Origin of the sequence: Shewanella sp. ANA-3, from assembly GCF_000203935.1 — a bacterium.
Classification (GTDB): domain Bacteria; phylum Pseudomonadota; class Gammaproteobacteria; order Enterobacterales; family Shewanellaceae; genus Shewanella.
This window is the reverse complement of record NC_008577.1, coordinates 2,553,761-2,573,940: the sequence shown is the minus strand read 5'-3', so window position 1 is coordinate 2,573,940 and position 20,180 is coordinate 2,553,761. Positions and strand designations below refer to the sequence as shown.

General features: G+C 48.0%; 19 protein-coding genes. 9 read left to right on the top strand and 10 right to left on the bottom strand.

Annotated elements, in window-relative coordinates; genetic code table 11:
• The first annotated feature begins 10 nt into the window (after window positions 1–10).
• On the top strand, window positions 11–652 hold the full coding sequence (locus tag SHEWANA3_RS11310; protein WP_011717104.1) for a bifunctional 4-hydroxy-2-oxoglutarate aldolase/2-dehydro-3-deoxy-phosphogluconate aldolase: 642 nt from the start codon (window positions 11–13) through the stop codon (window positions 650–652).
• A 70-nt stretch (window positions 653–722) separates the two neighbouring features.
• On the opposite strand, the gene SHEWANA3_RS11305 is transcribed toward SHEWANA3_RS11310, so the two are convergent.
• From SHEWANA3_RS11305 to SHEWANA3_RS11295, 3 genes are all read right to left on the bottom strand, one after another.
• Window positions 723–2,063 (bottom strand): anti-phage deoxyguanosine triphosphatase, encoded by a 1,341-nt coding sequence (locus SHEWANA3_RS11305; protein WP_011717103.1) that lies wholly within the window; start codon window positions 2,061–2,063, stop codon window positions 723–725.
• A gap of 25 nt (window positions 2,064–2,088) precedes the next feature.
• Complete coding sequence (gene yfbR, locus SHEWANA3_RS11300) at window positions 2,089–2,676, bottom strand: 5'-deoxynucleotidase (protein WP_011622804.1); 588 nt, start codon at window positions 2,674–2,676, stop codon at window positions 2,089–2,091.
• Between the two features lie 254 nt (window positions 2,677–2,930).
• Window positions 2,931–4,145, bottom strand: a complete 1,215-nt coding sequence (locus SHEWANA3_RS11295; protein ID WP_011717102.1) for a pyridoxal phosphate-dependent aminotransferase — start codon at window positions 4,143–4,145, stop codon at window positions 2,931–2,933.
• Window positions 4,146–4,885: 740 nt separating this feature from the next.
• Here SHEWANA3_RS11295 and SHEWANA3_RS11290 point away from each other — a divergent pair.
• Window positions 4,886–6,268 (top strand): Na+/H+ antiporter NhaC family protein, encoded by a 1,383-nt coding sequence (locus SHEWANA3_RS11290; RefSeq protein WP_011717101.1) that lies wholly within the window; start codon window positions 4,886–4,888, stop codon window positions 6,266–6,268.
• Between the two features lie 269 nt (window positions 6,269–6,537).
• Window positions 6,538–7,754 (top strand): IS3-like element ISShes13 family transposase gene (locus SHEWANA3_RS23200; RefSeq protein WP_086017254.1). Its coding sequence is split into 2 segments (ribosomal slippage): window positions 6,538–6,886 and window positions 6,886–7,754, totalling 1,218 coding nucleotides; the frame shifts between segments, so codons are not numbered across the junction.
• Window positions 7,755–7,804: 50 nt separating this feature from the next.
• Here the strand turns inward: SHEWANA3_RS23200 and efp are convergent.
• The 6 genes from efp to SHEWANA3_RS11250 all read right to left on the bottom strand — a co-directional run bounded on the left by efp (window position 7,805) and on the right by SHEWANA3_RS11250 (window position 11,637).
• Window positions 7,805–8,365, bottom strand: coding sequence for an elongation factor P (gene efp, locus SHEWANA3_RS11275; protein ID WP_011622801.1), 561 nt, complete (start codon window positions 8,363–8,365; stop codon window positions 7,805–7,807).
• Window positions 8,366–8,409: 44 nt separating this feature from the next.
• Complete coding sequence (earP, locus tag SHEWANA3_RS11270; RefSeq protein ID WP_041412639.1) at window positions 8,410–9,591, bottom strand: elongation factor P maturation arginine rhamnosyltransferase EarP; 1,182 nt, start codon at window positions 9,589–9,591, stop codon at window positions 8,410–8,412.
• A 79-nt stretch (window positions 9,592–9,670) separates the two neighbouring features.
• Complete coding sequence (fldA, locus tag SHEWANA3_RS11265; protein ID WP_011622799.1) at window positions 9,671–10,198, bottom strand: flavodoxin FldA; 528 nt, start codon at window positions 10,196–10,198, stop codon at window positions 9,671–9,673.
• A 55-nt stretch (window positions 10,199–10,253) separates the two neighbouring features.
• Window positions 10,254–10,526: a LexA regulated protein gene (ybfE, locus tag SHEWANA3_RS11260; protein ID WP_011622798.1), complete on the bottom strand. Its 273-nt coding sequence runs from the start codon at window positions 10,524–10,526 to the stop codon at window positions 10,254–10,256.
• A gap of 11 nt (window positions 10,527–10,537) precedes the next feature.
• Complete coding sequence (locus tag SHEWANA3_RS11255; RefSeq protein WP_007648263.1) at window positions 10,538–10,759, bottom strand: DUF2788 domain-containing protein; 222 nt, start codon at window positions 10,757–10,759, stop codon at window positions 10,538–10,540.
• Window positions 10,760–10,860: 101 nt separating this feature from the next.
• Window positions 10,861–11,637 carry an alpha/beta fold hydrolase gene (locus SHEWANA3_RS11250; RefSeq protein WP_041412638.1) on the bottom strand — a complete coding sequence of 259 codons (777 nt, stop codon included), beginning with the start codon at window positions 11,635–11,637 and terminating at the stop codon, window positions 10,861–10,863.
• Window positions 11,638–11,932: 295 nt separating this feature from the next.
• Here SHEWANA3_RS11250 and seqA point away from each other — a divergent pair, with 295 nt between their 5' ends.
• Both seqA and pgm read left to right on the top strand, forming a co-directional pair.
• Window positions 11,933–12,484, top strand: a complete 552-nt coding sequence (gene seqA, locus SHEWANA3_RS11245) for a replication initiation negative regulator SeqA (protein WP_011717098.1) — start codon at window positions 11,933–11,935, stop codon at window positions 12,482–12,484.
• Between the two features lie 71 nt (window positions 12,485–12,555).
• Window positions 12,556–14,208, top strand: coding sequence for a phosphoglucomutase (alpha-D-glucose-1,6-bisphosphate-dependent) (gene pgm / locus SHEWANA3_RS11240; protein WP_011717097.1), 1,653 nt, complete (start codon window positions 12,556–12,558; stop codon window positions 14,206–14,208).
• Between the two features lie 118 nt (window positions 14,209–14,326).
• Here the strand turns inward: pgm and msrA are convergent, their stop codons facing one another.
• Window positions 14,327–14,806, bottom strand: coding sequence for a peptide-methionine (S)-S-oxide reductase MsrA (gene msrA, locus SHEWANA3_RS11235; RefSeq protein WP_011717096.1), 480 nt, complete (start codon window positions 14,804–14,806; stop codon window positions 14,327–14,329).
• A gap of 277 nt (window positions 14,807–15,083) precedes the next feature.
• Here msrA and astE point away from each other — a divergent pair, with 277 nt between their 5' ends.
• The 4 genes from astE (at window position 15,084) to SHEWANA3_RS11215 (ending at window position 20,045) form a co-directional block, all read left to right on the top strand.
• Entirely contained in the window at window positions 15,084–16,118 is a 1,035-nt protein-coding gene (gene astE / locus SHEWANA3_RS11230) for a succinylglutamate desuccinylase (protein WP_011717095.1), read from the top strand.
• Window positions 16,119–16,280: 162 nt separating this feature from the next.
• Window positions 16,281–17,459 (top strand): thiamine pyrophosphate-dependent dehydrogenase E1 component subunit alpha, encoded by a 1,179-nt coding sequence (locus SHEWANA3_RS11225; RefSeq protein WP_011717094.1) that lies wholly within the window; start codon window positions 16,281–16,283, stop codon window positions 17,457–17,459.
• A 3-nt stretch (window positions 17,460–17,462) separates the two neighbouring features.
• A complete protein-coding gene (locus tag SHEWANA3_RS11220; RefSeq protein WP_011622791.1) occupies window positions 17,463–18,440 on the top strand; it encodes an alpha-ketoacid dehydrogenase subunit beta in 978 nt (325 codons plus the stop codon).
• Window positions 18,441–18,449: 9 nt separating this feature from the next.
• Window positions 18,450–20,045, top strand: a complete 1,596-nt coding sequence (locus tag SHEWANA3_RS11215; protein WP_011717093.1) for a dihydrolipoyllysine-residue acetyltransferase — start codon at window positions 18,450–18,452, stop codon at window positions 20,043–20,045.
• Window positions 20,046–20,180 lie beyond the last annotated feature (135 nt).

Sequence of the window (20,180 nt, the reverse complement as noted above, 5' to 3'; positions counted from 1 at the left end):
GAATACCGCAATGCTTGAGAATAACTGGTCATTACAACCACAAGATATTTTTAAACGCAGCCCTATTGTTCCTGTTATGGTCATTAACAAGATTGAACATGCGGTGCCGTTGGCTAAAGCCTTAGTTGCTGGCGGGATCAGCGTTTTGGAAGTGACATTACGTACTCCATGCGCCCTCGACGCTATCACTAAGATCGCCCAAGAAGTGCCTGAGGCGCTTGTTGGCGCGGGTACCATTTTAAATGAAGCCCAGCTCGATCAGGCGATTGCTGCCGGTGCGCAATTTATTATCACCCCTGGGGCGACGGTTGAGCTGCTTAAAGCCGGTATGCAAGGCCCTGTGCCTTTGATCCCAGGCGTTGCCAGCATATCCGAAGTGATGACGGGCATGGCGCTGGGTTACACTCACTTTAAATTCTTCCCAGCGGAAGCTTCGGGCGGTGTGGATGCGCTAAAAGCATTCTCCGGCCCATTAGCGGATATCCGTTTCTGCCCAACGGGTGGTATTACGCCAAGCAGCTATAAAGATTACTTAGCGCTGAAAAATGTGGATTGTATCGGCGGCAGCTGGATTGCCCCAACCGATGCAATGGAGCAGGGCGATTGGGCGCGTATCACCCAATTGTGTAAAGATGCGATTGGCGGACTCTAAGCCGTTTACTTGCGGAACGCACTGATAATAAAAAACCACCTTGCGGTGGTTTTTTATTGCCTGTTCAGCGCTACATCTCTTTGCTGAGTTCCACGTTCGAGCCGGCCTTGGGGCTAAATAACTGCTGGTACAGTCTTCCGGCAAATTCATCCGTCATGCCAGAAATATAATCTGCCAACACCCTGTGGCTGTTTTGACCTTGCTGCTCACTGGTGCGCCAACGTTCTTGGGTATTGAGTGGTAATAACCGCTCGGGATCCGAGGCGAACGCTTCGAAGAGTCCCATCACTATCTGTTGGCCCTTGTATTCCAGCATTTGGATCTCAGGTTTACGGATAACGTATTTAAACACTAACTGCTTTAGCACATTGAGCGCATTAGCAAATTCGGGTTCTAGGCTGGCATTAAACCGCAGCAACGGTTCCTCGAAAGCCGGATCGTCGTTGATAATAATGGCGGTGACAAAACCATTTACTAAGGTACCGATGGCATCCTTTCGCAGATGATGTTCGTGGGAGAAGAGCTTAGTGCCGATATCGGCAAGCTCTTGGCGGATCCAAGGATCGCCACTGTGCTTAAGTGTCGGCGCCACATCCTGTTGCCATTGCGAGGCGGTGACTATGCCCATGACAATCGCATCTTCAAGATCGTGCACCGCGTAGGCGATGTCGTCCGCCAGTTCCATTATCGAGCAATCGAAGGATTTAAACTGAGTGCGTAGATGCGGGTAGTTTGGCTGTAGGCTCGGTTGAACGGAGGTAAAGCGCGCTCTATCGGCAACGGACAACGGTTCCAGTACCCAATCGAAAATGTCGCTATCATCGTCGAATATGCCTTTAACAGGCGGCCATTGTGATGGTTTAAGCTGTCTGTGATTGGTGATTTCAGGATGCGAACCTGCCACAAACAGCAGTGATTGCGATGCGGGATATTTTAAAATGCCGAGCATAGTACGGCGGCACAGATTCATCCCAAAGGCCTCGGTGTAAGGCTCGAGTTTCGAGAGGATACGAAACGTCTGGCCATTGCCTTCAAAGCCGCCGTGGTGGCGCATCATATAGTTGAGTGCGACTTCACCGCCATGACCAAAGGGCGGATGGCCAATATCATGGGCTAGACAGAGGGATTCGAGCAGGCTCATCGAGCCTAATAAGGGCTTATGCTCGGGATACTTGCGGCTGAGCTGCGCCGCAATGCCAGTGCCGATTTGAGACACTTCGAGTGAATGGGTTAAGCGCGTGCGATAAAAATCGTTCATGCCTACCCCAAGCACTTGGGTTTTGGCCTGTAGGCGGCGAAAAGCTGCGGAGTGGAGGATCCTTGCTCTGTCCCTTTGGAAAGGGCTTCGATGATCATTACGTCTTTGTTTATCTTCGCCATGGCGGCGTTCTTGCCAAACACTTGAGCTCATATGCATTCCTAGCGAGAGTGATATATCACAACATCTTGTTAATTTCGTCTAAATTCAAGGTGAAACTTGGCACAAAGCAATCCATAAAATATTTCACCGCCGGATCGGAATTGGCCGCCAGCATGGCTTCGAGTCGTTTACGCGCGGTATTAAATTCGGTGTTGCCAGCGCGGTTTTCCTCTAGACATTTAAGGTAAGCGCACAGGGTATCGGCGGATTTGACTATGGCTTTGTAAATCGGATCGGCGTAATCGCTAATAAACAGGCTGCGATAATCCTCTTTAAATTCATCGGGTACCATATCGAGCATGCGCTGCTCGGCAATGGCCTCAATCTTCTTATACTCGGCTTCGATTTCTTTATTAAAGTACTTTACCGGAGTCGGTAAGTCGCCAGTTAAAATCTCACTGGCATCATGGAAAATCGCTAAACTGGTCGCCTGATGGGCATCGAGCGTGGTGCCAAATTTCTTATTACTGATAATCACGAGGGCATGGGCGACCATGGCAACTTGCAGCGAATGCTCTTGAACGTTTTCGGTGCGCACGTTGTACATTAATGGCCAGCGCTGGATAAGTTTCATTCGGGCGAGGTGGGCAAATAAATGACTCATAATGCTCCTTTATATGAATGCCGGACCGCATAACACTCAACTCAAGACAAATCGGTGAGAAGCGTGGCTTAAAAATACGGCTTAAAAATACTGCATAAAAAAGTACGGCGATGAAGCTTTAGCCTAACACAGGCAAGGTAGATAAGTGAGTGGAATGATTGAAGAGTTTTTACGCACAGCAAAAATAAAGCGACCCAGAGGATCGCTTTAGTCGAGGTTAACCTAATGGTCATCTTGGCGGTGAGACTAAAACATTATTGTTTGTAGGTCTCGAGGAAATTGCCAAACTCTGTCAATGCTTTAGTCAAATCTTCCTTATAGGGTAAAAACACCACTCTTAAATGATCCGGCTCTGGCCAGTTAAAGGCGCTGCCGTGTACGAGGAGGATTTTTTTATCCCTGAGCAAATCGAGTACTAAGCGCTCATCATCCCTGAGGTTGAACTTTTTCATGTCCAGTTTGGGGAAGGCGTACAGTGCCCCCTTGGGCTTTTTCACGCTCACACCGGGAATTTGGTTCAATAACTCATAACAGGTATCGCGCTGCACGGTTAAGCGGCCGCTAGGTAAAATCAGCTCATTAATGCTTTGGTAACCGCCGAGCGCGGTTTGAATCGCATGTTGATTCGGCACGTTGGCACACAGGCGCATCGAGGAAAGCATCTCTAAACCTTCGATATAACTCTTGGCAGCCTTAAGATTGCCAGACAACATCATCCAACCGACACGAAAGCCCGCTGCGCGATAGGCTTTTGAAAGACCATTAAAGGTCACGGTTAAGATATCGTCAGAGAGGCTCGCGGCCGGAATATGTTTGGCCTCGTCGTATAAAATCTTATCGTAGATTTCATCGGCAAACAGGATCAGGTTGTGCTCGCGGCAGAGCTCGATAACTTGCAGCAGTAATTCTTTACTGTAAACAGCGCCCGTTGGGTTGTTCGGGTTAATCAGCACAATACCACGGGTACGAGACGAAATTTTGCTCTTAATATCATCAAGATCCGGGAACCAATCCGCCTCTTCATCGCAGCGGTAATGTACCGCTTTACCGCCGGCTAAATTCGCCGCCGCGGTCCATAGCGGATAGTCGGGAGAGGGGAGCAGCACTTCATCATCGGTGTTTAATAAGCCCTGCATGGCCATCATAATCAGCTCTGACACACCATTACCGATATAGACATCTTCGATATCGACGCCTTTAATGCCCTGCGCTTGATAATGCTGCACAATCGCCTTGCGGGCAGAGAATAATCCTTTCGACTCACAGTAGCCTTGGGCGCTGGGAAGATTGAGGATCACATCGCGCACAATTTCTTCCGGCGCTTCAAAACCGAAGGGGGCGGGGTTACCAATGTTGAGTTTGAGGATGCGGTGTCCCTCGTCTTCTAAACGTCTGGCTTCCTTGTGCACTGGGCCGCGGATGTCGTAGCAAACAGTATCCAACTTGTTGGACTTGATGATAGGGCGCATTTACACCTCGAAACATGCAGTTAATTTAGGCTTAAGTTTGTGCACCATAACGAAATTATATGGCTTAAGGAAGGGGGCTTGAGCACAAATAACAAGTTTTTTTCATTAAACTACCCAGTTAAATATGCTTTAACCAAGCTTTAAATAAATTAAAACAAGTTTTAAATGCTGAATGTATGCAAAGTATCAAACTAATTCACTGTTGGTTTTAGTGGGGTCAGCCTTTGCGACTATCAAACGGCTTACTTGAGCCTGTGCTCGCTTTTTTTGAAACTAAAAATCCGTTCAACGGTTAAATGTTAATAAAATTGTTAATCAGTTTTTGCTTAACCGCTGATTTACTGGCGGTGATTTTAGTTAATGCGGTTTTATCGGGCATTCAGCGATTTTTTGATATTTAGGCAGATTAACTGAATGCTTATTAAGCATTTAAGGTCAAATAAAGATTTCGTTACGCTGGCTTAAAGTCATTTAAAATCAAATGCATATGCCAATATTTATTTCAGTATTAAAAATTATTTATGGTTAGCATAAATTTATGGTTGACTCGATATTCGATGCGCTTTATTTTCTGCGCGATGTTTTTGGCAAGGCACCTAAGATAACAAGCTTTTAGCAGGTTTTATCAGCGGAGTTAGTCATCATGAAGCAGCAATATTGGCGTCCGTGATCGAGGTGATTTCAGGCGCTGTTCTAAAAACTTTTGCCCTTTAGGCAACTTATTTAGAGGACCTAAGTGCATGTCTGAACCGACAGCGTTAAGTCTTATTCCACCTCTGGTGGTATTGGTGTTGGCCATTTGGTTACGCCGCCCCATTCTTTCTCTGATCATTGGTGCGGTAACTGGTTTCCTGTTACTCGATCCGTCGCAAGTCTTAAATAATTTCGCCAGCACTTCATTAAAAGTCATGGCCGATGAAACCATCGGTTGGTTGATTTTAGTCTGTGGTTGTTTTGGTGCGTTAATTGCCCTGTTAGTGCGTACTGGTGGTGCACTGGCGTTTGGTCGAAATGCACTAAAATTTGCTAAAGGCCCTAAATCCTCTCTGTTTATGACCTTTATTCTCGGGATTGTGATTTTTATCGATGACTATCTGAACGCGTTAACCGTGGGTGAAACCATGAAGCGTGTGACCGATAAGTTTAAAGTGTCCCGTGAAATGCTAGCCTATGTGGTTGACTCTACCGCAGCGCCAGTGTGCGTGCTCGTGCCATTATCCACCTGGGCAGTATTCTTTGGTGGCTTGCTGGTCGATAACGGTGTGGCGGCAGAAGGTCAGGGCATTAGCGTATATATGCAGGCGATCCCCTACATGCTTTACGCTTGGTTAGCCGTAGCTATGGTGTTACTGGTGGTGTTAGGTGTTGTGCCTGCCATTGGTCCGATGAAAAAAGCCCAGCTGCGCGCCGCCCAAGGTGAACCTGCTGAGGCGCAAGTCGATTTAGACCAGGTACAAACCTCTGACGAATACGCGATTGCTGCGATTGAAGAAGAGTTTAAGCATGCCGACAATCAGGGCAAGCTGCACAACTTCTTAGTGCCTATTCTGCTACTGGTTGCCTTTACCGTTTATTTTGATATCGACGTGTGGAAGGGCTTGTTAGCGACATTAGTTATCACGCTGCCTTACTATGCAGTGCAACGTTTAATGCCACTGTCAGAAATGATGGATCAGATGATCGATGGTTTTAAGAGCATGCTGCCCGCTATTGGTACCGTGATCGCCGCATTCGTGTTTAAGGATGTATGTGATGCGCTGCTGCTGCCACAATATGTGATTGAATCATTGAGCCCATTCATGACGCCTAAGATGTTGCCTGCGGTAGTATTCCTCTCTATGGCGATCCTTGCCTTTGCGACGGGTTCAAGCTGGGGTATTTTTGCGGTGACCATTCCAATTGTGATGCCACTGGCGCAATCGGTTGGTGCGGATATTCCACTGGTGATTGGTGCGCTGCTGTCGGCATCATCATTTGGTAGCCAAGCGTGTTTCTACTCAGATTCAACCGTATTGGCCGCACAAGGCTCTGGTTGTAACTTAGTGAGCCATGCGGTGACTCAGTTACCCTATGCGTTAATTGCCGCTGTGATTGCGTTCTTTGGCTTTATCTTGATTGCCTAAGCTGCGATGCAGTAAATATAAAAAACCAGCTACGGCTGGTTTTTTTATTGCCAACGTTTATTGAGCGTGTTGACTGGCTCGCGCCACTAAAGAACTCTTCGCTGTTTACCTCGATACCCAATTCCATGTGATAACTGTCCGGCAGCAAACCGTTAGAAGCATCAAATTCGAGGCAATAAAAAAGCCAGTGCAGGCACTGGCTTTTTTATCTGGGAGTTGACCCGTCCTAAATAGCGTTGACACTTTTCAAACTCATTTTGGAGAGTGTAATGACTTCAACAATTAAACGAACTCAACGTGATTATTCCCTCGCTTTTAAATTGGCGGTTGTCGACCAAGTGGAAAAAGGCGAGCTGACCTATAAGCAGGCACAAGACAAGTACGGTATTCAAGGCTGCTCCACCGTGTTAGTGTGGTTACGCAAGCATGGCAAACTGGATTGGTCCCTAGGGACGCCGCCTACATCAATGCGAGGACAGTTGATGACTGAACCCACCACGCTCACCCCCGAGCAAAAGATAAAAGCCCTCGAAGCCGAACTTGAAGATACTCGCATGAAAGCCGCGTTCTTCGAAGCCATTGTCGAAAAACTCAGAACTGACTACGGGATATCCGTCGTAAAAAAGCCACCCGCGAAACGCTCCAAGAAAAAACGGCCATAGGTTATGGCGTCACCCAATGCTGTCGTTACCTTGGCATCAGTCGCCAGGCGTATTATCAACAATGCCAGCGGCAAATCGTCTCAGAGCTAAAGGAGCAAGAGGTGGTGCAAACGGTACAATATGAACGGTTATTTCAACCGCGAGTCGGTACGCGTAAACTGCAGTATTTACTCAACAAAATGCATCAAATAGTGATAGGACGAGACCGGTTATTTCGCTGTCTTAGGGCGCATCGTTTGTTGGTCACGCCGAAACGGGCGTACCATAAAACGACCCATAGCCATCATCGATTTAGGTGTCATCCCAACTTGCTTAAGCCCAGTGAGCAGCAAGTGGACATCAGCCGCTCAGAACAAGTCTGGGTGGCTGATATTACCTATCTGTCACTGCAAGATAATGAAGCCTATTTAAGCTTGGTGACCGATGCCTGGTCACGAAAAATTGTGGGTTATCATGTTGATGATAATCTTAAAACAGACGGGGTGCTAACGGCTTACAAACGGGCACTGAGACAGCGACAAGATAAAAGTAAACCGCTGATACACCACTCAGACCGAGGGATACAGTACTGCTCAAACGCGTATCAAGCGGTTCACGCACAACATGGCGTGACATGCTCAATGACAGACGGATATGACTGCTATCAAAATGCCTTAGCAGAGCGAGTGAATGGCATCTTGAAGCAGGAGTTTTTAACACATAAGCCCGCAACGCTGGAGGAGGCGCGACAAATGGTGGCAGAAGCGGTTGCCATCTATAATCAACGACGGCCACATTTGGCCTTAAAATACAAAACGCCCGATGAGGTTCATCGAGCGTTTTAGGTGGAAATAAGTGTCAACTTATTTCAGGACGAGACAAGTAGGAAGGGCGATTATACGCGCTTCTTGAATTCGCCAGTACGAGTGTCGATTTCAATCTTGTCGCCAACTTTAACGAAGTCAGCCACGCTGATTGTACCGCCGCCAGTGATAGTTGCTGGCTTCATTACTTTACCTGAAGTATCGCCACGAGCTGATGGCTCAGTGTAGATCACTTCACGTACGATAGTGGTTGGCATTTCAACAGAAATTGCTTTGCCTTCGTAGAAAGTTACTTGGCAAGTTTCTTCCATACCGTCAACGATGTAAGCCGCAGCATCACCTAAGTTCTCAGCTTCTACGTCGTATTGGTTGTATTCTGCATCCATGAACACGTACATAGGATCAGCAAAGTAAGAATAAGTACAATCCAGACGATCTAGGATAATATCGTCAATCTTATCTTCACCTTTGAAAGTGGTTTCAGTACCAGAGTTAAGCAGTAAGTTTTTCAGCTTTAACTTAACGATGGCAGCGTTACGGCCAGAACGAGTTGTTTCTGTTTTCTGTACAACCCATGGGCTGCCTTCAAACATGATCACGTTACCAGGACGGACTTCATGAGCAGTTTTCATTACACAATTTCCTATATGTCGATTTTCTATTTCAGCGCAGCATCTTAGCTTTTTTTGACGAATTGGACTAGCCGAGTCGCAAGATCTGCAGCATTTATTGCGTCAATTGGCCAATCTTTAGCATGTTGCAAGAGTGGCAAACTGACAGGATTTAGGTTTTGCCAGTGAGTTTTCACGGCAGATTGCTCGCCTTGGTTAAATGCAACATTCAATTTAGACCAAGTGTCGGCAATATCAGGGGGCAGATTATCGCAGTAAAGTTGGATAAAAGCTTCTAATTTTATTAGATGATAATCATCTTCTTGCGGATAAATATGCCAAATGAAGGGTTTAGCGGCCCATTGCGCCCTCAAGAAGCTATCTTCACCGCGGACAATATTAAAGTCGCAGCTCCACAGCAGGCGGTCGAACCCTTGTTGGTCAGTCATCGGCAAGATATGCAGGGTCAAATGACCTAGCTTAATTTGCTGTCCGGGGCTGAGCGCCTCAACCTTGCAGGGTAATAAGTGTTGTAAGCTGTTTAAGCTGCGTCCCTTGGGAATAAGCGCATGGATTTTGGCATCGCTTGTTGCACTGGCTTGCCAAAGTTCACATAAGGCCGGCAGAGAATCAGTTTCATAACTAAAGACGCTGTAGACAGTATCTTGCGCCTGAATATCCTTAAGACCAAGGCGCTCAAATAATTGCAATTTATTGACGCTATCCTGTTGCCATGCATCGCGTTCGGCAAATAGCTCCCGCTCACAGATTAATCCACCCGTCTTTGGGGTAAAACCCGGGAAAAAGAAATACTTTTTGATGCCGCTTGCCTGCATCGAGGGTAACCCATGGCAGCCATCGACCCAGTCTTCGGCGCTTAAATATTCTAAATTAAGCCATACAGGCACAGCTTGCGGTGTTGTGCTGTGCAGCGTGATGAGTTGTTGTTTGACCTCGTCAGGCAGTTCGCAGGCAAAGGCTTCAATTAACACGGCGCCGGGCACAAATGCCACGGGCAGGGGTGTTGTCCAATGATTGATGGTGACGCCATTAAAGACTTGGCTGCTTTGGTTTGGGTCAAGGCTCGGTAAAATATGCGAGAAGCTGTTTAAGTCATCGACCCAGAGTGTAATGGGGAGCTGATATTCATTGACCAGCTGTTTGGCTAAGCGCCAAGTGACGCCGATATCGCCGTAATTATCGACGACGCAGCAAAAGATGTCCCAGTGGGGAGCGGTGGTTGCCATTGAGTGTATCGCTTTCATTAATCGGGAGAGCACACATAAAAAAAGCGGCATTTCGGCCGCTTTTTTTACGGAACTGAGCTTAGTCTTCGAACTCGGCTAAGCACATTTCTTCGTAGATTTGCTTAACCCAAGCATCCACACGCTCTTCAGTCAGCTCTGGTTGACGGTCTTCGTCAATCCCTAAACCGATGAAGTGGTCATCATCGACTAAGCCTTTTGACGCTTCGAAGTTATAACCAGCCGTTGGCCAGTGACCGATGATGATACCGCCACGAGCTTGAACGATATCGCCCACCATGCCCATGGCATCGAGGAAGTATTCTGCGTAGTCTTCTTGGTCACCACAACCGAAGATAGCAACCAGTTTGTCTGTAAAATCAATCTGTTCTAATTCAGGGAAAAAGTCATCCCAGTCGCACTGTGCTTCACCGTAATACCAGGTTGGGATGCCGAACAGCAGCAGGTCGTATTCTGCGATCTGTTCTTTGGTGCTCTTGGCGATATCTTTCACCTCAACCATTTTCTTACCCAGTTTCTTCTGGATCATCTTGGCGACAGCTTCGGTGTTGCCTGTGTCGCTACCGAAAAAAAGACCTACAGTTGCCATTGTCTATCCTTTATGTCTAGTTCACTTATACGTTAATCTTGCTGCTATCGATTGCTCAGCATTCTATTTTTTGCTGAAGAATTAATTCGATTAACTGGCTTCGGCTGATGTTACTGGCCAATGCCTGCTCATTCAAGGCGTCATATAAATCTTGTGACACCTTTAACTCTATTCGCTTTAATCCTTTGGCTTTATCCCGCTGGATCTGGTTGCGCTTATTGACCTTAAGTTGCTGGCTACGGGACAAAGGATTGCTACGTGGGCGGCCCCGGCGCTTTTCATTGGCAAAAAGGTCAATGGTTGTTCTATCTGTTGCTTCTTTTGCCATGTTCTTATTGTTTAACCGATGCCTGAACCTTCCCAGGACATCTGGATAATACCTTTTGCAATAAACCCGGCGCAGCCGAGAAATAACACTAACCACACAATAAATCGACCAAATTTCGGCACATTACCTTGTTTAAGCACATCGTGGATGGCCATGCCGATAAAGAAAAATATCGCGGCAAAAAACAGGTTCAGGCCGATGGTTTCAATTTGTTCCATGTACTGAGATAACATACTTTCTTAGTCCTCTAGAGTCTTCTAAGGCTAAAAGAGGCGCGAATATATCACATCAGCAGGGTGTCGGCTATATGATTTAGGTCGAGAATCATTGTCATTTACACTGAGTGTTTGTCAATAAATTCAGACACAATACGATTAAACACCGCTGGTTTTTGAGCATGCAGCCAATGGCCACAACCTTCTAATGTTTTGGCCTGCGCCGCGGGAAATTGACGCATGATCTCATCGCGATGTTCGGCGGTCACATAATTGGAGTCGCCACCACGGATAAAAAGGCTCGGTCCGTTATAGACTTGCTGCGATTTGTGGTTTTCATTTGGCCAACCAATGATGTTGGGATAACAGCTTTTTAAACCAGTAAGGTTCATCTTCCAACGAAAGCCGGTGTCGGTGCGCTGGAGGTTTTTGAGTAAAAACTGCGCGGTCGGTTCATCGATGCCACCCGCTAATAAATGCGATAACGCGAAGCGGCGGTCGGTGTGGCCTTCGAGTGGCAAACTTTCGAGTGCCGCAAATACCGCATCATGGCGCGGCTGGTAAGCAACTGGGGCAATATCGGCGGCTACCATGCTGATGATGCGTTCTGGATAGGCAAGGGCGGTTGCCATGGCGATTTTACCGCCCATGGAATGGCCAACAATGTGTATACGCTCAAGCTCAAGTTCATCTAACAATGCCACCATGGCCTTGGCTAAGCTTGGGTAATCCATCTCCTGCCAATGTTCACTCAAACCATGATTAGGCACATCAACGCGGATAACCTGATGATTTGCTTCGAGGACTTGTCCTAGCCCCTTAAGATTATCTAAATTGCCAAAGAGTCCGTGGATAAGGAGGACTTCTTCTCCTTGACCTGTGGATGCAAAATTCATGGAATCGCCTGTGCTGTGGTACATAAAGTGCTGCGGATTGTGCCCCTAATGGGTTAAGTTTGACAAGTCTTGAGGCGATTTTGAGGCACAGTGCGCCGAACTTGCTGGCTTTTTCAGCGATTAACGCGCTTGTGCTAATTTGATGTGCGATTTCACGCATTTTTAGATTAATGATGCTTTATCAGATTGATAGAGATAGATACACTGGGGCAACGATCGCACAGATCCTTTGCGAGGATCGCCTGTGGTGCACTTTTTCGGTTAAGCCTATCGAATAACAAAGGATAATAAGGTTATGAAATACATCGAAGTGGATGAAGAGCTCTATCGTCATATTGCCAGCAAAACGGAACGTATTGGTGAGAGCGCCTCTGACATTCTCCGTCGATTACTCGGCCTGTCCGTCGATGCGGTTGAACAGGCGCAGCCACAGGCCATTAGCCAACCGAGTTTAGAGGCAACGACGCCTGAGCCACAGATAGCACCTCAGATAGAAACCTTAGTCTCTGCGACCGATTTCAATCAATTGGTGGATGAGCATAAGTTAGAGCAGCAAAAAGGCGCCGTGGGTCGTTTCTTATTCTTGCTCGAGAGTTTATATCAACAGAGCCAAGCGCAATTCTCGCAAATTTTGCAGATCCAAGGTCGCGATCGACTCTATTTTGCGCGCTCACGGGAAGAGTTACTCAAGGCCAGTGCTACCGCCAACCCCAAGGAAATCGGTAATACCGGATTTTGGGTCACGACCAACAATAACACCGCCAAAAAACGGGCGATTTTAGTCGAAGCCTTAATGCAATTTGGCTGCGATGCCCAAATCGCCAACGGCATTGCCGAACGCGTATAACGCTTTTATCGACGCCGCAATGATGCGGCGTTTCCATTTAATTAACCGATTTTCCAGTAGGAGAGGATCAGGTGGCAATACATCAACGGGCAGGACAAACCGCGAGTCAGACGGATCTGGTGAATATTCCAAAGCTGATGAGCCATTATTACAGCATCAAACCTAATGTGGATGCTGCAGAGCAACGTGTGACGTTCGGGACCTCGGGTCACCGCGGAACCGCGTTTCAAGCAAGTTTTAACCAAGACCATATTTGGGCGATTACTCAGGCCGTGGTGGATTATCGCCAATCTGTGAATATCGACGGCCCGCTATTTTTAGGTATCGATACCCACGCCTTATCTTATGCGGCTTACGTGTCGGCGATTGAAGTGTTAGCGGCCAATAAGGTGACTGTGCATATTCAGCAAAATGATGGCTTTACCCCCACGCCTGTGGTGTCACATGCCATTATTTGTGCCAATCGTGAAGCGGCGCTGAGTGGCGCCGCGTTAAGCGATGGTTTGATTATTACACCATCCCATAATCCACCGCAGGATGGTGGTATCAAGTACAATCCTCCCCATGGCGGCCCAGCCGAAGGCAATATCACAGCGTGGATTGAGTCCCGTGCTAATGATTACCTGCGCGCAGGGCTTAAGGGCGTTAATAAGCTGGCTTATGCGGATGCGTTAACCTCGGGTTATGTGCATGCCATTGATTTGATCACGCCCTATGTGGCGGATTTAGTCAATGTGGTCGATATGCATGCTATCGCTAAGGCTAAGCTGAAATTGGGCGTTGACCCATTAGGCGGCTCGGGTATTCATTATTGGGCGCCGATTGCCAAGCACTATGGCATTGATATCACTTTAGTTAACGATAAGGTCGACCCAAGTTTTAGCTTTATGTCGCTCGATAAAGACGGCAAGATCCGTATGGATTGCTCTTCTCCCTATGCGATGGCAGGCTTACTTGCCCACAAAGAATCCTTCGATTTATGCGTTGGTAACGATCCTGACTACGACAGACACGGCATCGTGTGTCCGTGCACCGGACTGATGGATCCCAACCACTATTTAGCGGTAGCAATTGATTATTTGCTGACCCACAGACCCGAATGGAGCGAGCAGTTAGCCATCGGCAAAACACTGGTATCGAGCGCGCTTATCGATAAAATCTGTACCTTCCATGGCAAAAAATTACTCGAAGTCCCTGTCGGCTTTAAGTGGTTCGTTGATGGATTAGCCGAGGCAACTATTGCATTTGGCGGTGAGGAGAGTGCTGGCGCGGCGTTCCTGCGCCGTGATGGCACGACTTGGTGTACCGACAAAGACGGTTTTATTCTGGTACTGCTTGCGGCCGAAATGCTTGCGGTTACTGGCAAGACACCGGGGCAACGCCATCAAGAATTAGTGGCGCAATTCGGTCAAAGTTTTTACAAGCGTATCGACAGTCCGATCAGCCTTGAGAACAAAGCCAAATTTGCCAAGCTTAATGCCGAAACCTTAAACGCCACTATGCTGGCGGGTGAGAAGATTGATGCCGTATTGACCCACGCCCCTGGTAACAACGCCTCGATAGGTGGCATTAAAGTGACGACGGCCAATGGTTGGTTCGCGGCGCGGCCGTCGGGCACTGAGGCGTTATTTAAGATTTACGGTGAGAGCTTTATCAGTGAGCAGCATCTTGCCGATATCATTAAGGACGCACAGGCCTTGATTGATAAGGCGCTTAGCGCCTGAACTAGCATTTAAGCTTTGTTTTTCCGATAAAAAACGCACTCATGGAAATCCTATGAGTGCGTTTTTATTTGTAGCGATGAGAAGCCAAGCCTCTCACGAAGATGCTAAATGGTTTTGATCAATACTCGAGATGGCAACTAGGTAAGTTGTTCTTATCGATATAGTTTTGATGATATTCCTCTGCAACATGGAATTGCTGCAAAGGTACAATTTCAGTCACAATGTGGCGTAATCCCCAGCGGCCCGACCGGGCAAAGGCCAGTTTAGAAGCTTCGGCCGTCGCTTTTTGCTCACGGTCATGGAAGAAAATGGTACTGCGGTACTGAGTGCCGATATCGCCGCCCTGCATATTGAGCGTGGTGGGGTTGTGGTTCTTCCAAAACACATCCAGTAACTCGTCGTAGCTGACAATCGCAGGGTCAAATTCCACTTGCACGACTTCAGCATGGCCTGTTTTGCCTTTTTTGACTTCCTCATAGGTGGTCGCTTCGTTATTACCACCCATATAGCCGCAGGTCGCGTTGGTCACGCCGTTGACTTGTCTAAAGAAATACTCCACGCCCCAAAAACAGCCGGCACCGAAAGTTGCTAACGCCATGATAAATCCTGATAGAAGTCTAGATGGCTAAGGATTGTGATAAAACTCATCCCTAAAAGCAAGTGTGTCGACAAAATTAATCCTATGTCGACCAAATGCGGCTAAGATGCTGTGGTTTGCCGCGAAATGCGCTTGTTTGACCAGAATGACAGAGTAACGGCCCAAAAACTTGTGTTAGTATGGATGCGCTTTTTAAGGCGGGTAGCGATAAGTGCCATGAAACAGGCAGTTATTGCCATCACTCCCGTCTTTGACACGCTATTATAAGGAGAATTCTGTGTTACAAGCTCTGTTAGATTCGAAGGATTTTCTCGCGCTGACCCTCGCCAATCCTGAAACCCTCGGGGATGAGTTTAGTTTCACCTTAGGGGAACATACTCGAGTCGAAGTGTGGAACACAGGCGTCATCGTCTTTGAGCCAGCACAAGCCCAAGGTAAGGATGTCATTCTCTCCTGCGGTGTCCACGGTAATGAAACCGCCCCCATCGAACTCTGCAATACCTTAATCAAACAGCTTCTCCAACAAAAAATCATCGCCAAACAACGCACACTGTTTCTTATTGGTAACCCTTTAGCGATTAATAACGGCACTCGCATTATCGACGAGAACATGAATCGTCTCTTTAGTGGCGAGCATTCAAACCCACCGGGATTAGTCAATCCTGAGCGGGTGCGAGCAAAAAAATTAGAAGCTTATGTCGACCGCTTCTTTAAGGGCGCAGCTGCAGGGCGCCAGCGTATTCACTACGATTTACACACGGCGATGCGGGCATCAAAACACGAAAAGTTTGCGATTTATCCCTATCGTCCCGGCCGGGCTTACAGCGCCGAGCAAATCATGTTTTTAGCGGCCAGTGGCGTCGATACTGTGTTATTTCACCATGAGCCGACGACCACCTTTAGTTATTTTTCCTCCGAGCAGTATGGCGCCGATGCCTTTACCATTGAATTAGGTAAGGTGTATCCCATGGGGCAAAACGATATGACGCGTTTTATTGCCGCCCAAGAGATGTTTATGCGCCTTATCACAGACAAACCCTTAGCGCTTGAGCCATTCTCAGCGGATAAGGTGAATCTGTATCAAGTATGTCGGGTGATTAACAAACATTTTGATGATTTTGAATTTACCTTCGCGGCCGATGTCGAAAACTTCCGATCGTTCCCGAAAGGCTTTGTATTGGCCCGAGAGGGTGGGCAGGAAATTAAAGTCGAACAGGAATTTGAAGCGATTGTCTTCCCCAATGCTAAGGTGCCCATCGGCAATCGCACTGTGATTTGCTTGATCCCTTCAGTCGCGCCAGATGTTCGCTAGTTTTGTAAAGCATTATATACATGCCCACAGGGGATTAGTTGTCGTTTGAACTGTGCCAACGGTTGATAGGTAGTTTACGTTAACGTAATGTTCATCCGGCATATTCGTATAAATTAGGCGTTGTGGATTTTCCATGGCGTAACGAGATAACAAGAGCACAATATGAGCAAAGCAACACTCAACACTGATACAGTGCACCGTGTCGGCTTCTTGGATAAGGCATCGCTTCACATTCCTATCCTTCGAATTCTACAAGCAGACGGCACTACCTATGAAACCGCGGTTTTGCCTGTAATAGATGAAGCCTTAGCCACCAAAATTTACGATACTTGCGTATTCACGCGGGTACTCGACGAACGTATGTTAGGCGCACAGCGTCAGGGACGGATCAGCTTCTATATGACCTGTACGGGTGAAGAAGCGGCGATCGTCGGCAGTGTCGCGGCGCTTGATCAAGAAGATGTGATCCTCGCGCAATATCGTGAACATGCGGCGCTGCGTTACCGTGGTTTTACCACTGAGCAGTTTATGAACCAAATGTTCAGCAATGAGAAGGACTTAGGTAAAGGTCGCCAAATGCCAATTCACTACGGCTGCGCGGCGTTAAACTACCAAACCATTTCATCGCCACTGGCCACGCAAATCCCGCAAGCGACAGGTGTCGGTTATAGCCTGAAAATGCAGGGCAAACGTAATGTTGCCGTCTGTTATTTCGGTGAAGGCGCTGCCTCTGAAGGTGACTTCCACGCAGGCTTGAATATGGCTGCGGTGTTAAAATGCCCGGTGATTTTCTTCTGCCGTAACAATGGTTATGCGATTTCCACCCCAACAGAAGAACAGTTTGCCGGTAACGGTATCGCTAGCCGCGGTGTGGGTTACGGTATGCACACCATTCGTGTCGACGGTAACGATATGCTGGCGGTGTTAGCGGCGACGCAACAGGCGCGTGCCTATGCAATTGAGCATAATGCTCCCGTGTTGATTGAAGCCATGACTTATCGCCTTGGCGCGCACTCATCTTCTGACGATCCTTCTGGCTATCGCTCCAAAGAAGAAGAGGCAAAATGGCAGCAACACGATCCAGTCAAACGCTTCAAGTTATGGTTGATCAACAAAGGCTGGTTGGCCGAGGCCGATGATGCCCAGCGTTACGAAAAGTACCGTGAAGAAGTGTTAGCCGCCGTTAAAGTCGCTGAAAAATTACCTATCCCTATGCTGGATGAGATCATTGAAGATGTGTACGACAAGCCAACACCAGCGCTGAAAAAGCAGCTGAGTGAACTTAAAGAACACATCAAGAAATATCCGCAATCCTATCCCAAAAGTGCAGGGAGGCTATAAGCCGTGGCAGAAATGAATATGTTACAGGCCGTCAATGAGGCCTTGTCTATCGCCATGCAATCTGACGAGCGCATGGTGGTATTTGGTGAAGACGTTGGCCACTTTGGCGGTGTGTTTCGCGCAACCTCAGGTTTACAGGAAAAGTTTGGTCGCAGCCGTTGCTTTAACACGCCGCTGACTGAACAAGGCATTGCGGGTTTTGCCAACGGTTTAGCCTCTAATGGCATGACCGCCGTAGCGGAAATCCAGTTCGCCGATTACATCTTTCCAGCGTTCGATCAGATAGTGAACGAGTCTGCTAAATTCCGTTACCGCAGTGGTAATGAATTTAATGTGGGAAGCCTAGTGTTTCGTACACCTTATGGTGGCGGTATTGCGGGCGGCCATTATCATTCACAATCGCCAGAAGCTTATTTTACCCAAACCCCAGGCTTAAAAGTGGTTGTGCCACGCAATCCAGAGCAGGCCAAGGGCTTATTATTAGCCTCTATTCGCGATAAAAACCCTGTGGTGTTCTTCGAGCCAAAGCGTTTATACCGTGCTTCAGTGGGTGAAGTCCCTGCGGGCGATTATGAAATCGAGCTGGGTAAAGCCGAAGTAGTGCGTGAAGGGAAAGACATCACCTTAGTAGCCTGGGGCGCACAGATGGAAATCATCGAAAAAGCGGCCGACATGGCGGCAAAAGAGGGGATTTCCTGCGAAATTATCGACCTACGTACACTCGCGCCTTGGGATGTAGATACAGTTGCAGATTCTGTGAAGAAGACAGGCCGCTTACTGATCAACCACGAAGCGCCATTGACGGGTGGTTTTGCCGGTGAAATCGCCGCGACGATTCAGCAAGAGTGTTTCTTGTATTTAGAATCACCCATCAGCCGTGTATGTGGTCTAGATACCCCATATCCACTGGTCCACGAAAAAGAATATATGCCCGATGCGCTCAAAACCTTTGAAGCCATTAAGGCATCGGTGAACTTCTAGGAGTCCGGTATGATTAAAGATTTTATTTTGCCGGACATTGGTGAAGGCGTTGTCGAGTGCGAACTCGTCGAGTGGTTGGTGCAAGAGGGCGACACGATTGCTGAAGATCAGCCCATCGCCGATGTGATGACAGACAAAGCCTTAGTGCAAATTCCAGCGCCTTTTGCGGGAGTCGTGACCAAGCTGTATTACACCAAAGGCGATATCGCTAAGGTGCATGCGCCGCTTTATGCTGTGCAGATTGAGTCTGACGAAGCCGCGCCTGTAGCTGCGTCTCAGCCTGAAGCACACACAGCGACGCAAACACCTGCAAGTCAATCCAGCGCGGCGGGTACGAGCGTAGAAGAGTTTCTGCTACCCGATATTGGCGAAGGCATTGTTGAGTGTGAACTGGTCGAATGGCTAGTCCAAGAAGGCGATACTGTGGTTGAAGATCAACCCATCGCCGATGTGATGACAGATAAAGCCCTAGTGCAAATCCCTGCTATCAAAGCGGGCAAAATTGTCAAATTGCACTACCGTAAGGGCCAGTTAGCGAAAGTACATGCACCACTATTTGCGATTGAGGTCGAAGGTGGCGTTAGTGCGCCAGTCAGCCATGCACAGGAAGCCAGCGCCACCGCTGTGAATACCGCAGCACCAGTCGCTTGCGCGGCGGTGTCCTCGGAGCCTGCTCGCCAAGGTAAAGCCTTAGCCAGCCCAGCCGTTCGCCGTATGGCACGTGCCTTAGATATCGATTTAAGTCGCGTCCCTGGTAGTGGTAAACATGGCCGTGTGTATAAGGAAGACATTACTCGCTTCCAAGCACAGGGCGGCGCTGTGCCTGCCGCTGCGCCAGTGGCAGCTGCCCCAACTGTGGCTCAATCGACCGTTTCTACCGCAGTGGCAAGCGCTGCACGGGGTGACATTGTTGAGCCTATCCGTGGCGTGAAAGCCGTGATGGCGAAAATGATGGTGGAGTCGGTATCCACCATTCCACACTTCACCTATTGCGAAGAGTTTGATTTGACAGACTTAGTCGCTCTGCGTGAAAGCATGAAGGCCAAGTATTCCTCCGACGAAGTAAAGCTGACCATGATGCCATTCTTTATGAAGGCCATGTCGTTAGCCTTAACGCAGTTCCCTGTGCTTAACAGTCAAGTGAATGCCGATTGTACGGAAATCACTTACAAAGCGCGTCATAACATAGGTATGGCGGTCGACTCTAAGGTGGGATTATTGGTACCAAACGTGAAGGATGTGCAAGATAAGAGCATCCTCGAGGTTGCTGCCGAAATCACCCGCTTAACCAATGCTGCACGCAGCGGCCGTGTGGCGCCGGCGGATCTTAAAGAAGGCACCATCTCGATTTCGAATATTGGCGCCTTAGGTGGCACAGTTGCAACGCCTATTATCAATAAGCCGGAAGTCGCGATTGTCGCATTAGGTAAGTTGCAAACCTTGCCGCGCTTTAATGCGAAAGGTGAAGTCGAAGCACGTCAGATCATGCAAGTGAGTTGGTCTGGGGATCACCGCGTTATTGATGGCGGCACCATTGCTCGTTTCTGTAACCTTTGGAAACAATACCTTGAGCAGCCGCAGGATATGCTATTAGCCATGCGCTAATCGGCTGTCAGCCAATACTTACGGCCAATCCAGCAAAAAAGGACGCAATTTAGCGTCCTTTTTTATTCGCAGGCCATAAATGGGTTAATCTTTTGATCCCAATTACGTATAATTCGCGAACGTTGTTATCCTGAT

Excerpts from the sequence above, each read along its gene's own strand:
- earP (WP_041412639.1), bottom strand. The coding sequence starts at position 9,591 with ATGGCAACCACCGCTCCCCACTGGGACATCTTTTGCTGCGTCGTCGAT.
- SHEWANA3_RS11255 (WP_007648263.1), bottom strand. The coding sequence starts at position 10,759 with ATGTTATCTCAGTACATGGAACAAATTGAAACCATCGGCCTGAACCTG.
- SHEWANA3_RS11305 (WP_011717103.1), bottom strand. The coding sequence starts at position 2,063 with ATGAGCTCAAGTGTTTGGCAAGAACGCCGCCATGGCGAAGATAAACAA.
- fldA (WP_011622799.1), bottom strand. The coding sequence starts at position 10,198 with ATGGCAACTGTAGGTCTTTTTTTCGGTAGCGACACAGGCAACACCGAA.
- SHEWANA3_RS11250 (WP_041412638.1), bottom strand. The coding sequence starts at position 11,637 with ATGAATTTTGCATCCACAGGTCAAGGAGAAGAAGTCCTCCTTATCCAC.
- seqA (WP_011717098.1), top strand. The coding sequence starts at position 11,933 with ATGAAATACATCGAAGTGGATGAAGAGCTCTATCGTCATATTGCCAGC.
- yfbR (WP_011622804.1), bottom strand. The coding sequence starts at position 2,676 with ATGAGTCATTTATTTGCCCACCTCGCCCGAATGAAACTTATCCAGCGC.
- SHEWANA3_RS11290 (WP_011717101.1), top strand. The coding sequence starts at position 4,886 with ATGTCTGAACCGACAGCGTTAAGTCTTATTCCACCTCTGGTGGTATTG.
- efp (WP_011622801.1), bottom strand. The coding sequence starts at position 8,365 with ATGAAAACTGCTCATGAAGTCCGTCCTGGTAACGTGATCATGTTTGAA.
- msrA (WP_011717096.1), bottom strand. The coding sequence starts at position 14,806 with ATGGCGTTAGCAACTTTCGGTGCCGGCTGTTTTTGGGGCGTGGAGTAT.
- SHEWANA3_RS11225 (WP_011717094.1), top strand. The coding sequence starts at position 16,281 with ATGAGCAAAGCAACACTCAACACTGATACAGTGCACCGTGTCGGCTTC.
- SHEWANA3_RS11310 (WP_011717104.1), top strand. The coding sequence starts at position 11 with ATGCTTGAGAATAACTGGTCATTACAACCACAAGATATTTTTAAACGC.
- ybfE (WP_011622798.1), bottom strand. The coding sequence starts at position 10,526 with ATGGCAAAAGAAGCAACAGATAGAACAACCATTGACCTTTTTGCCAAT.
- SHEWANA3_RS11295 (WP_011717102.1), bottom strand. The coding sequence starts at position 4,145 with ATGCGCCCTATCATCAAGTCCAACAAGTTGGATACTGTTTGCTACGAC.
- SHEWANA3_RS11215 (WP_011717093.1), top strand. The coding sequence starts at position 18,450 with ATGATTAAAGATTTTATTTTGCCGGACATTGGTGAAGGCGTTGTCGAG.